At 73.7% G+C, this 12,587-nt stretch carries 9 protein-coding genes and 1 pseudogene; 6 read left to right on the top strand and 4 right to left on the bottom strand.

Annotated features, from left to right (window positions below; all coding sequences use genetic code 11):
• Window positions 1-99 precede the first annotated feature (99 nt).
• The gene (locus ACFC0G_RS16375; protein ID WP_376403551.1) at window positions 100-2,430 is read left to right on the top strand and encodes an FdhF/YdeP family oxidoreductase; all 2,331 of its coding nucleotides are present in this window, start codon (window positions 100-102) and stop codon (window positions 2,428-2,430) included.
• Here ACFC0G_RS16375 and ACFC0G_RS16380 read toward each other — a convergent pair.
• From ACFC0G_RS16380 to moaA, 4 genes are all read right to left on the bottom strand, one after another.
• Complete coding sequence (locus tag ACFC0G_RS16380; protein WP_376403553.1) at window positions 2,408-4,159, bottom strand: FUSC family protein; 1,752 nt, start codon at window positions 4,157-4,159, stop codon at window positions 2,408-2,410. The two genes, ACFC0G_RS16375 and ACFC0G_RS16380, sit on opposite strands and share 23 nt — an antisense overlap.
• Entirely contained in the window at window positions 4,153-4,599 is a 447-nt protein-coding gene (locus tag ACFC0G_RS16385) for a molybdenum cofactor biosynthesis protein MoaE (protein ID WP_376403555.1), read from the bottom strand. The genes ACFC0G_RS16380 and ACFC0G_RS16385 overlap by 7 nt, the downstream gene beginning before the upstream one ends.
• 54 nt (window positions 4,600-4,653) lie before the next feature.
• Window positions 4,654-6,006, bottom strand: coding sequence for a molybdopterin molybdotransferase MoeA (locus ACFC0G_RS16390; protein ID WP_376403930.1), 1,353 nt, complete (start codon window positions 6,004-6,006; stop codon window positions 4,654-4,656).
• Window positions 6,007-6,121: 115 nt separating this feature from the next.
• Complete coding sequence (gene moaA, locus ACFC0G_RS16395; protein ID WP_376403557.1) at window positions 6,122-7,153, bottom strand: GTP 3',8-cyclase MoaA; 1,032 nt, start codon at window positions 7,151-7,153, stop codon at window positions 6,122-6,124.
• Window positions 7,154-7,474: 321 nt separating this feature from the next.
• On the opposite strand from moaA, the gene ACFC0G_RS16400 reads away from it, so the two are divergent.
• The 5 genes and pseudogenes from ACFC0G_RS16400 to ACFC0G_RS16420 form a co-directional block, all read left to right on the top strand.
• Window positions 7,475-9,793, top strand: coding sequence for an FdhF/YdeP family oxidoreductase (locus ACFC0G_RS16400; protein ID WP_376403559.1), 2,319 nt, complete (start codon window positions 7,475-7,477; stop codon window positions 9,791-9,793).
• A complete protein-coding gene (fdhD, locus tag ACFC0G_RS16405) occupies window positions 9,781-10,617 on the top strand; it encodes a formate dehydrogenase accessory sulfurtransferase FdhD (RefSeq protein WP_376403561.1) in 837 nt (278 codons plus the stop codon). Before ACFC0G_RS16400 ends, fdhD begins: the two co-directional genes overlap by 13 nt.
• Before the next feature lie 67 nt (window positions 10,618-10,684).
• Window positions 10,685-11,620 carry a LysR family transcriptional regulator gene (locus ACFC0G_RS16410; protein ID WP_376403563.1) on the top strand — a complete coding sequence of 312 codons (936 nt, stop codon included), beginning with the start codon at window positions 10,685-10,687 and terminating at the stop codon, window positions 11,618-11,620.
• A gap of 100 nt (window positions 11,621-11,720) precedes the next feature.
• A complete protein-coding gene (locus ACFC0G_RS16415; RefSeq protein WP_376403565.1) occupies window positions 11,721-12,167 on the top strand; it encodes a nitroreductase family deazaflavin-dependent oxidoreductase in 447 nt (148 codons plus the stop codon).
• Window positions 12,168-12,371: 204 nt separating this feature from the next.
• A pseudogene (locus ACFC0G_RS16420) lies at window positions 12,372-12,582 on the top strand (DUF4157 domain-containing protein); the annotation flags it as partial.
• Between the last annotated feature and the right edge of the window lie 5 nt (window positions 12,583-12,587).

Raw genomic sequence — 12,587 nt, forward strand, 5'->3', positions numbered from 1 at the left:
CCTCCGGGGTCGAGTGGCAGGCGCACCCCACCGGACCTAGCCTGCCGGAGAGAGTCGTTTCGCCTCCCCGTGCCCGCAAGGCCGGAAGGGTTGAGAGTCGTGAACGCCGACAACACCGCCCGGGAACGCCCCCAGGACCCGGAGCAGCCCGAAGCCCGTGTGGGGCCCACTCCCGAGGGCAAACCGGAGTTCCACCCGTACCACCACCCCGCGGCGGGCTGGGGCGCGGCCAAGAGCGTGACGCGCTTCCTCGTCGCCGAGGGCGCGCTGGTGGACGGCCCCCGCGCGATCATGAAGATGAACCACGAGAACACCGGGTTCGACTGCCCCGGCTGCGCGTGGCCGGACGACACCAAGGGCCTGCACCTCGACATCTGCGAGAACGGCATCAAGCACGTCACCTGGGAGATGACGAGCAAGCGGGTCGGGCGCGAGTTCTTCGCCGCGCACTCGGTGACAGAGCTGGCCGGGTGGAGCGACTACGACCTGGAGAACCAGGGCCGTCTCACCGAGCCCATGGTCTACGACCCGGAGACGGACCACTACGTACCGATCAACTGGAAGGACGCCTTCGAGCTGGTCGGCCGCACGCTGCGCGAGCTGGACAGCCCGCACCGGGCGGCCTTCTACACCTCCGGCCGTCTCGGCAACGAGGCCACGTTCCTCTACCAGTTGATGGCCCGCGAACTGGGCACGAACAACCTGCCGGACTGCTCCAACATGTGCCACGAGGCCAGCGGCCGCGCCCTCCAGGCCTCCCTGGGCACCGGCAAGGGGACCGTCGACCTGAAGGACTGGGAGACCGCCGACGCGCTGTTCATCCTGGGGGTCAACGCCGCCTCCAACGCGCCCCGGATGCTCACCGCCCTCGCGGAGGCGCACCACCGGGGCGCGCAGATCGTGCACGTCAATCCGCTGGTCGAGGCGGCCGCCACCCGCACGATCGTCCCCCACGACTTCCTCGACATGGCCCTCTTCAAGACGACGAGGACGAGCACCCTGAACCTCCAGCCGCGCATCGGCGGCGACATGGCGCTGCTGCGCGGCATGGCCAAGGCGATCCTGGAGCAGTCCGAGACCGATCCCAAGGCGCTGGACCGGGAGTTCATCGACCGGCACACGGCCGGCTTCGACGAGTACCGCGCGCTGTGCGAGGCCACGTCGTGGGAGAAGCTGGAGAAGCAGTCCGGACTGAGCCGCGCCGACATCCTCGCGGCGGCGCGGGTGTACGGGGAGGCCGACCGCTCCATCGTCAGCTGGTGTCTGGGCGTCACCCAGCACGAGCACGGCGTCGACACCGTACGGGAGATCGTCAACCTCCTTCTGCTGCGCGGCAATCTGGGCCGCGAGGGCGCGGGCCCCTCCCCCGTCCGCGGCCACAGCAACGTCCAGGGCAACCGCACCTGCGGCATCGACCACCGCCCGAGCGACGCGTTCCTCGACCGCCTCGCCGAGGTCTGCGAGATCGAGCCGCCCCGCGAGCACGGCCTGGACACCGTCCGGACGATCACGGCGATGCACGACGGCGACGTCACGGTCTTCGTCGGCATGGGCGGCAACTTCGCCCTCGCGGCGCCGGACACCCCGTACACGTACGCGGCGCTCACGAACTGCGACCTCACCGTGCAGGTGAGCACCAAGCTGAACCGCAGCCACATCGTCCACGGCCGCCGGGCCCTGATCCTGCCGTGCCTCGGCCGGACCGAGAAGGACCATCAGCGCAAGGGCGTCCAGAGCACGTCCGTCGAGGACTCGATGAGCATGGTCCACCTGTCCGTCGGCATGAAGCGGCCCGCGTCGCCGCACCTGCTCTCCGAGCCGGCCGTCGTCGCGGGCATGGCGCGCGCGGCGCTGCCCGACAGCGCGACGCCGTGGGAGTGGTACGTCGAGGACTACGACCGCATCCGCGACACCATGGCCCGCGCCCTCGACGGCTTCGAGGACTTCAACCGGCGCGTCCGGCTGCCCCTCGGCTTCCGCATCAAGCAGCCCGCCCGCGAACTGGTCTTCCTCACGCCGTCCGGACGCGCCGAGTTCTCCTCGGCGGCCCTGCCCGACGTCGTCCCCGCCCCCGGCACCCTGGCGCTCGGCACGATGCGGTCCCACGACCAGTGGAACACCACGATCTACTCCGACAACGACCGCTACCGGGGCGTCAAGAACCTCCGCACGCTCGTCTTCATGAACCGGGCCGACATGCGCGAGCGCGGCATCCCCGACCTCGGGCCCGTCGACATCACGAGCACCGCGAAGGACGGCAGCCGGCGGTACCTGCGCGGCTACCTCGCGATCCCGTACGACATCCCCCGGGGCTGCGCCGCCGGCTACATGCCGGAGATGAACGTGCTGTGCGCGCTCGGCGACTACAGCACCCAGAGCGACCAGCCGATCATGAAGCACGTCAAGGTCACGATCGGCCCGGCGGCCTGACGAGCCGCTCCAGGAGCCGGTACGCGCGCTGCTCCGCGGCGGCCGGCTCCGTCGGGTCCATCTCGGCGGGCCACAGCTCGCCCGCCGCGGCGTCGTCGGCCTCGCGCAGCTCCACGACGGCCGCCGCGAGGCGCGTCTGCACGAGCGGGAACGAGCCCGCCGCCCCGGCCGCCAGGGCGCGTTCGGCGGAGTCGGCCGCCGCCGTGCACGCGTCCAGCGCACGGCGCGCCCGGACCGCCGCCCGGTCGTGGACCACGAGCAGCGCGCAGAGCAGGGCGATGCCCATGCCGAGGACGCTGGCCAGCGCCCGGTCCTGGACGAGCGCCTCGGTCGGAGAGGCGGCGGCCAGGTCCGTCAGGAGCAGGGCGAGCGGGGTCAGGAAGACGACGCCGAGACCGTAGTTGCGGGCGACGACGTATTCGAGCAGGAACTCCAGGAGCACGATCACCAGGACCAGCACGACGGGGTCGGGGTGCGCGGCGAGCACGGCGAGGGCGAGCGCCAGACCGACGACCGTGCCCAGGGTGCGCTGGACGGCGCGCTGGGTCGCCGTACGGACGTTGACGGAGTGCAGGACGGCGGCGGCGGACACGGCCGCCCAGTAGCCGTGGCCGAGGCCCAGCAGCAGGGCCGCGCCGCCCGCGAGGCCGGTGCCGAGGACCATCCGCAGGGCGGGGACGAGCAGGACCGAGGCGTGCGTCGCGGAGGTCCCGCCGCCCGTCAGCAGTTCCGCCGCCCGGAGTTCGGCGGCGCGCCGGGTGGTGGGGGCGGGCGGTGCCGGGGCGCTGTCGTCCTGCGCCAGGGCCGACAGGAGGGCGAGTTCGGGCAGGAGGCGCAGGACCCGCCGGCGGCGGCTCGCGAGCAGGCGGACCTGGGCGCGGAGGACGCGGGCCAGGCCGGTGGTGTCGTCGGGCGGACGGCGGGCGCGGTCGATGAGCAGCGACCAGGCGAGGTCGGTGAGGCGTACGCAGGTGTCGCCCCGGTCTCCGCGTACGGCGCCGGCGCCGGCTGTGGCGGCGGCCGGGGGCGCCAGGCCCAGTGTCCGGTACGCCTGGAGGACGGCGGCGGTCGCGCGGTGACGTGCGAGCCGGTCGCCGGGCCCGGCGCCCGCGTCCAGGAGGTCCGCGAGTTCGCGGAGCGCCGCGGCCACGGCGAGGCGCTGCGGCCGGTCCGGGTGGACGAAGCGGCCGGCCACGGCGAGGACCCAGGCCACGGCCGCGCCCAGGGCGGCAAGGGCGGTGTGGGGAAGGACGTCGGCCGTCGTCGAGTCGCCGTTGGCCGCCACGGCGAAGGAGAACAGCAGCAGGACCGCGCCGAGGCCGGTCAGGCGTGCCGCGTCGCAGGCGAACTTGGCGAGCCCGGCGACGAGGGCCGTCGCGGCCACCACCACGGCGGCGCCCGCTCCCCCGGCGGTCGGATCGGCCCAGGCGGCGAGCGCCGAACCGCCGCCCACGCAGGCGGTCATGGCCACCGCGACGACCGCGAGCACGCGGGCGCGCCGGGCGTAGGGGAGGTTGCGGCCGAAGGAGGTGGTGAAGGACCCGAGCATCGTGTAGACGGCCTGGTCCGCCCGCCCCGCCAGGGCCAACGGCAGAGCGGGCAGCGCCATGACGAGAGCGGCCCGCAACGCGAAGGACAGGGCGCCGTCCACGCTCTGCAGGGCGAGCGCCCCGCGCGGGGAGAGCGCGCTCCGGGCCCGGGCCGCCGTGCGCCGCAGGCCGGTCAGCACGCGCCGACCCACTCCTCCGTGCCGTCCGCGAAGACCTGGTGCTTCCAGATCGGCACCTCGTGCTTGAGGTCCTCGACGAGACGGGCGCAGGCGGCGAAGGCCTCCGCGCGGTGCGGGCAGGAGACGGCCGCGATCACGGCGATGTCGCCGACGGCCAGCGGGCCCGTGCGGTGGACGGCGGCGAGGGCGCGGACCGGGAAGGCGGCGGCGGTCCGCTCCGCCACCCGGCGCAGCACGTCCCCGGCGTCGGGGTGGGCGCTGTAGTCGAGGCGGGTGACGGCCTTTCCGCCGTCGTGGTCGCGGACGGTGCCGACGAAGAGGGCGGTGCCGCCGGCGGCGGCGTCGCCGACGGCCGCGTACACCTCGTCGAGGGAGAGCGGGGTGTCGCGCACGGCGAGGAGGCGGATCGGGTCGTCGGCGGTTCCGGGCGGGTACGTCATCGGTGTCTCCCCTGCGCTGTCACTTCTTCTGCTTCTGCGGTGTCCCTCCTGGCGCTACGGCCCCGGTACCTCCAGGACCTCGACGTCGGACCCGGCCGGTACGCCGCCGGGCGGGACGACCGCGAGGCCGTCGGCGACGGCGAGGCCGCGGAGCATCGCCGGTCCGTCGAACGGGAGCGGTACGACGCCGTGGGCCACGCGCCGCACCGGGAGCAGCCGGGTGTCGTGCGGGTGCCCGGGCAGGGCCGCGGCGGCGGTCGCCCGGTGCGGCTCGGGGTCCGCGTGTCCGCCGAGGCGGCGCAGCAGGGGTACGGCGAGGGTGACCGTCCCGGCGACGGCGGCCAGCGGGTTGCCGGGCAGGCCGACGAGGAGGCGCGGGCGGCCGTCGGGGGACGGCGGCAACTCGGCGAGCAGCATGGGGTGTCCGGGCCGGACGGCGACGGAGTCGACCAGGAGCCGCGCGCCCAACGCGCCGAGAGCGGCGTGCAGATGGTCCACGGGCCCGGCGGCCGTGCTGCCGGTGGTGACGACGACGTCGGCGGTGGAGTCGCGCAGGGCGTCGCGCAGCCGCACGGCGTCGTCCGCGACGAGCCGGCGCCCGGCCACGTCCGCACCGTGGCGGGCCAGCCACGGCGGGAGCAGCGGCCCGAGCGCGTCGCGGACGCGGCCGTCGCGGGGCGGTCCGGACTCCAGCAACTCGTCGCCCAGGACGAGGAGTTCCACGCGGGGGCGCCGGTGCACGGCGAGCCGGTCGTAACCGGCGGCAGCGGCCAGCCCGACGACCCCCGGCGTCACGACGGCCCCGGCGGGCAGCAGCACGTCACCGACCCGACACTCCTGCCCTTGAGCCCGCACGTCCCGACGAGGAGACAAGGGGGCGGGGCCGGGGGCGGGGACGGCAACCGGGCCGGGGGCGGGGTCCGGGCCAGGAACAGGGCCCGATCCGCCTCTCGAGCAGTCGTGCAGCATGCCGTCGCCCGCCCCGATCTCGCCGTGCTCCCTGCGCAGTACGGCGCTCGCTCCCGCCGGCAGGCGGGCGCCGGTGGCGATGGCGACGGCCGTGCCGTCGCGGAGCGGTGGGGGCTGCCCGCCCGCCAGGACCTGGCCGTCCCGCAGCCGCCAGGGGCCGGGTCCGGCGACGGCCCAGCCGTCCATGGCCGAGGTGTCGAACGGCGGCAGGTCGGTGAGGGCCGTCAGCGGTCCGGCGAGGGCGTGGCCGAGGGCCGCGTCGAGGTCGCGGGTGACGACGGGCAGCGGCTGCCCGGCGCTGTCCCGGGCACGGGCGCGGGCCTGTTCCCACGCCACGGCGTGACCCGCCGGTTCGTCACGGGCCCCCTTCCCCGCCTCGGGCGACGGCCCGCCGGCCGCGGGCAGGGCCGCAGGCACCGCCGTCGGCCCGGCCGTCAGGCCGAGCAGGCGTTCCAGGGCCAGTTCCCTGTTCAGTTCGGTCTCGGCCGCGGCGATCCATTGACGCATCTGGTACATCCGGCTCCCCTCTCTCCTCGGGTCCTGTTCTCGTGCGTCAGCCGCCGATGGCCGACATCGGGCGTTCCGGGCGGCGGAAGTCCGGGCTGCCGATGGCGTGGCCCGGGCCCTTGCCCGCGATCGTGTTCCGCCAGGCCACCTCCAGCGCCGCGTCGTCGGCGCCGCCGCGGAGCAGGGCCCGGAGGTCGGACTCCTCGGTGGCGAAGAGGCAGTTGCGCAGTTGCCCGTCGGCGGTGAGCCGGACCCGGTCGCAGGTCCCGCAGAACGGGCGGGTGACGCTGGCGATGACCCCGATCACCGTGTCCGTACCGGCGATCCGCCATTCCTCCGCGGGCGCGTTGCCGTGCCGTCCGACGGGTACGAGGTCGAAGCGCTCGCCGAGGCGGTCGAGGATCTCGTCGGCGGTGACCAGCCGTTCGCGGTCCCAGGCGCCCTGCGCGTCGAGCGGCATCGACTCGATGAACCGGGGAAGGTAGCCGTTCTCGACGGCGTACGCGGCCAGTTCGGCGATCTCGTCGTCGTTGACCCCGCGCACCGGAACCGCATTGATCTTGACCGGTGCCAGCCCGGCGGCCCGGGCCGCGCGCAGCCCGTCGAGGACGTCGACGAGCCGGTCGCGGCGGGTGAGCGCGGCGAACCGGTCGGCGCGCAGGGTGTCCAGGCTGACGTTGACGCGGTGGACTCCCGCCTCGGCGAGGGCCGCGGCGCTGCGCGCCAGGCCGATGCCGTTGGTGGTGAGGGACAGCTCCGGCGCCGGGTCCGACGCGGTGAGGCGGGCGACCAGGCCGGGCAGACCGCGCCGCAGCAGCGGCTCGCCTCCCGTGAGCCGTACCGACGTGATCCCCAGGCGCCGGGTGGCGACGCGGACGAGGCGTACGACCTCGTCGTCGGTGAGCACGTCGGCGCGGGGCAGCCAGTTCAGGCCCTCCGCGGGCATGCAGTACGTGCAGCGCAGGTTGCAGCGGTCGGTGAGGGACACCCTCAGGTCCGTGTGGACGCGGCCGAAGCGGTCGAGCAGGGGGGCCGGTGGGGCCACGGGGGCCGTGGTGGCCAGGGGGAGCCGGGACACGGGGCTGCCTTCTTCCTCTGCCCGGAGGCAGTCGCGCGGTGCCGGGAATTCTCACCGCCATTCCTGATGGCTGCCGGTGAAACCGGAACAATCACCCGTCGATCACCTTCGGCGCATTCCCTCGGGAAGTCAAAGAGGGTTTCTCGATGACGTCATCGGCGGCGCCTATCCGACCACAGAACCCCTGTACACAGCCGTGCGACACATCGATAGGCCGCGCCTGTCACCTCATCGGAAACACCTCTTTGACTTTCCCCGGGAAATCCCGTGAAGCTTCCTCCGCAGTGCGAGCCGGAAATTCGGAAAGAGGCGGAGCGGAACGTGAGTGACATCGAGGACCCGAGCGACGATCTGAAGGTCACCGCACCCAAGACGTGGGCGACGGGCCTGCCCGCGGTGACGCACGCCCTGGAGTACTCCCTGGGGCAGACGTCCCCGCGCCGCACCGCGCTGACCCTGCTGAACATCAACCAGCCGAAGGGCATCGACTGTCCGGGCTGCGCCTGGCCCGAGCCCGCGCCGGGCGAGCGGCACAGGAACGAGTACTGCGAGAACGGCGCGAAGCACATCAACGACGAGGCCACTTCGCGCCGCGTCACCCGGGAGTTCTTCCGCGAGCACTCGATCGCCGAGCTGGACCGGAAGTCCGACTACTGGCTCAACCAGCAGGGCCGGCTGACCGAGCCCATGGTGAAGCGCCCGGGCGCGTCGCACTACGAGCCGATCGACTGGGACGAGGCGCTCGGGCTGCTCGCCCGGGAACTCCAGGCGCTCGACTCCCCCGACGAGGCCCTCTTCTACGTCTCCGGCCGGCTGAGCAACGAGGCCGCGTTCCTCCTCCAGCTCTTCGCCCGCGCCTACGGCACGAACAATCTGCCGGACTGCTCCAACATGTGCCACGAGTCGAGCGGGTCCGCGATGTCGGAGACGCTCGGCATCGGCAAGGGCAGTGTGTCGCTCGACGACATCCACCACGCCGACCTGGTCTTCGTCGTGGGCCAGAACCCGGGCACCAACCACCCGCGCATGCTCTCCGCCCTGGAGGAGACCAAGCGCAACGGCGGCCGGGTCGTCGCCGTGAACACACTGCCCGAGGCCGGTCTCCTGCGCTTCAAGCACCCGCAGAAGGCCCGCGGGATCATCGGCCGGGGCACGCCGATCGCCGATCAGTTCCTGCACATCCGCGCGGGCGGCGACCTCGCGCTCTTCCAGGCGCTCAACCTCCTGCTCCTGGAGGCCGAGGACGCCGCGCCGGGCACCGTGCTCGACCACGACTTCATACGGGACCACACCACCGGCTTCGACGCGTTCGCCGAGCACACGCGGGACACCTCCTGGGAGAACGTCCTGCGGGCGACCGGGCTGTCCCGCGAGGAGATCGAGGAGGTGCACGAGCGGGTCCTGCGGAGCGAGCGGATCATCGTGTGCTGGGCGATGGGGCTCACCCAGCACAAGCACGGCGTGCCCACCATCCGGGAGGTCGTCAACTTCCTCCTCGCGCGCGGCAACATCGGCCGGCCCGGCGCCGGTGTGTGCCCGGTGCGCGGCCACAGCAACGTCCAGGGCGACCGGACGATGGGCGTGTGGGAACGCATGCCGCAGGAGTTCCTCGACGCCCTGGGCCGGGAGTTCGGCTTCACACCGCCCACCCGGCACGGGCTCGACGCGGTGAACGGCATCCGGGCCATGCACGAGGGCCGGGCCAGGCTCTTCCTCGGCGTCGCCGGGAACTTCGTCCGGGCCACGCCCGACAGCGCGGTCACCGAGGAGGCGATGCGGAAGTGCCGGCTCACGGCGCACGTCTCCACCAAGCTCAACCGCTCCCACACCGTCTGCGGCGACACGGCCCTCATCCTGCCCACCCTGGGCCGCAGCGACCGGGACGTCCAGGCGGGCGGCGAGCAGTTCGTGACCGTCGAGGACTCCATGAGCGACGTCCACGCCTCCCGGGGGAAGCTGCCGCCCGCCTCCCCTCACCTCCTCAGCGAGGTCGCGATCGTCAGCCGGCTCGCCCGGCTGACCCTGGGCGACGAACCGTCCGTCCCCTGGGAGGAGTTCGAAGCCGACTACGGCACGATCCGGGACCGGATCTCCCGAGTCGTGCCGGGCTTCGAGGACTTCGACGCCCGGGCGGCCGTGGCCGGCGGCTTCACGCTGCCCAACCCGGTGAACGCGCGGGTCTTCCCCACCCCGAGCGGCAAGGCGGTCTTCACCCGGAACGCGTTCACGATGCCGCACGTCCCCGAGGGCCACCTCCTGCTCCAGACGCTGCGCTCGCACGACCAGTGGAACACCGTGTGGTACGCGCCGAACGACCGCTACCGGGGCATCCACGACGCGCGCCGGGTCGTCCTCGTCAACCCGGCCGATCTGGCCGCCCTCGGCCTCGCCGACCGCGACACGGTGGATCTGGTGAGCGTCTGGCACGACGGGCGGGAGCGCCGCGCGGAGGGCTTCCGGGTCGTCGCGTATCCGGCGAGCCGTGGCTCGGCGGCGGCCTACTACCCCGAGACGAACGTCCTGGTGCCGCTGGACAGCGTCGCCGACATCAGCAACTGCCCCACGTCCAAGGGCGTGCTGATCCGTCTTGAGCCCGCGGCGGCGCGCTCCGGGGAGGTGAGCGGGCCGTGGGGCGCGTGACCGTACGCCGTCGGGTGCTGCGCGTACGGGACGGCGAGGGTGCGTACCGCCCGGACACACTGGCCGCCGAGGAGCCGATGGAGATCCGGGTCGGCGGACGGGCGCTGACCGTGACGATGCGCACGCCGGGCGACGACTTCGACCTCGCGGCCGGGTTCCTGGTGAGCGAGGGCGTGGTGCACGCCGCCGGTGACGTCGCCGGGATCCGGTACTGCGCGGGCGCCACGGCCGACGGCGGCAACACGTACAACGTGGTGGACGTGGTCCTGGCCCGGGGCGTGGCCGCGCCTGACGCCTCCCTGGAGCGGAACTTCTACACCACGTCCTCGTGCGGGCTGTGCGGGAAGGCGAGCCTGGACGCGGTGCGGACCTCGGCGGCGTGGTCCGTGGCGGACGACCCGCTGCGGATCGGCCCTGAGGTGCTCGCGGCGCTCCCGGACCGGCTGCGCGCCGCCCAGCGGGTGTTCGACAGCACCGGCGGGCTGCACGCGGCCGGGCTGTTCTCGGCCGACGGGGAGCTGTTGTGCCTGCGGGAGGACGTCGGACGGCACAACGCCGTGGACAAGGTCGTCGGGCACGCCCTGCGGTCGGGGCTGCTGCCGTTGCGGGAGACGGTGCTGATGGTGAGCGGCCGGGCCTCGTTCGAGCTCGTGCAGAAGGCGGCGATGGCCGGAATCCCGCTGCTCGCCGCCGTGTCGGCGCCCTCGTCGCTCGCCGTGGACCTGGCCGAGGAGAGCGGGCTGACCCTGGTCGGGTTCCTGCGGGGCACGTCGATGAACGTGTACAGCGGAGCCGAGCGCCTCGGTCCCGTACCCACGCCTTGAGCGGGTCGGTTGCGCCGGTCGGTGATGCCGATTGGCGTTCCGCGGGGCGGTCGGGTAGACCCGTGAGGTGCTGTTCCGTCAACTCGAATACCTGGTGGCCCTGTCCAGGGAGCGTCACTTCGCCCGTGCCGCCCAGGCCTGCCACGTCTCCCAGCCCGCGCTCTCCGAGGCCGTCCGGAAGCTGGAGGGGGAGCTGGGCGTTCCGCTGGTCCTGCGCGGCCGTACGTACGAGGGCCTCACGCCCGAGGGCGAGCGGATCGTGGTGTGGGCGCGGCGGATCCTCGCCGACCGCGACGCCCTCACGAGCGAGGTCGGCGCGTTGCGCAGCGGGCTCGGCGGCCGGATCCGGATCGGCGCGGTGCCGACCGCGTCCGGGGCGGTCGCCCAGCTGACGGCGCCGTTCTGCCTGGCGCATCCGCTGGTCACGGTGGAGGTGATAGCGGACCTGGCGTCGGAGGAGGTGCTGCGGCAGCTGCGGAGCTTCGAGATCGACGCCGGGATCACGTACCTCCACAAGGATCTCGCCGAGGGCTTCCGGTCGGTCCCGCTGTACGAGGAGCGGTACGTGCTCCTGACGGACGCCGCCGACAGCCTGGTCCACCGGACGACGGCGACCTGGGCGGAGGCCTCGCGGCTGCCGCTGTGCCTGCTGACCCGGGCCATGCAGGGGCGTCAGGTGCTCGACGAGGTGTTCACGGAGGTCGGGGTGCGGCCCTCGCCGCGGGTCGAGACCGATTCGGTGGCGGCGCTCTTCGCCCATGTCCGTACGGGCCGGTGGGCGAGCGTCGTGCCGTACACCTGGCTGCACGTGTTCGGTGTGCCGCACGGGATGCGGGCGGTGCCGCTGGTCGAGCCCACGCGCACGGTGCCGGTCGGTCTGGTGACCGTCGCCCGGGACCCGGGCTCGGTCATGGCCCGGGCGCTCACGGAGGTCGCCCGCCACACGGATGTCGCGGCGGCCCTGGAGCGGCTGCCGGGAGACCCCGCGCCGCACCCCCTCTAGAAGGGCGCGGGCGGCGGGGCATCGGTTAGCGTCGTGGGGCGGGCGGAACCGGTGTGTCCGGATGCCGGCCGCGGACGAAGATCCAGACGAAAGGACGGCCATGCCCCTCGAAGGCGAGTACGAGCCCAGCACATCCGCGTGGGTACGTGACCAGGTCGAGCTGTACGAGTCGTCCGGTGGCACGGAGGGCACCACGATGCGCGGCCTGCCCGTGGTCCTGGTGACGAACGTCGGCGCGCGGAGCGGCAAGCTCCGCAAGACGCCGCTGATGCGCGTGGAGCACGACGGCGCGTACGCGCTGGTGGCGTCGAACGGCGGGGCGGTGAAGCACCCCGTCTGGTACCACAACCTCGTCGCCACACCCCTGGTCGAGCTGCGTGACGGCCCGCGGACCTGGGACATGAGGGCCCGGATCGTCACGGGCGAGGAGCGGCAGGCGTGGTGGGAGCGGGCCGTCGCGGCCTTCGCCGACTACGCGGACTACCAGCGGAAGACGGACCGCGAGATCCCGGTCTTCGTCGTCGAGCCCGTCGTCCAGGAGCCGTAGGGGGTTCCTGCTCGCGTGTCATGAGGCGCGTACGCGCCGGACTTCCGGAGTCCGGCGCGTCCCACCGCGCCGCCCGCGAGAGGACCCGATGCACGCCAACGAACAGACCCGAGGCCCCGACGCCGTACCGGCCGACCGCGGGCTCGCCCGTCCCCCTGCTCTCCGCGACGGAACCCCCGCGGGGCTGCTCGCCCTCCAGAGCGGCGCATCCACGACGACAGCGCCGCCAGGGCCTCGGCCGCGGAGGTCGGCGCCCGCGCCTACACCAGCGGCAGCCATGTCGTGATCGGCGACGGCGGCTCGGACCGGCACACCCTCGCGCACGCGCTGACCCACGTCATCCAGCAGCGGCAGGGCCCCGTCGCGGGGACGGACAACGGCGACGGCCTGAAGGTCAGCGACCCGTCGGACCCGCGCGAC

The sequence above is a fragment of the Streptomyces sp. NPDC056169 genome, from assembly GCF_042268445.1.
GTDB lineage: Bacteria > Actinomycetota > Actinomycetes > Streptomycetales > Streptomycetaceae > Streptomyces.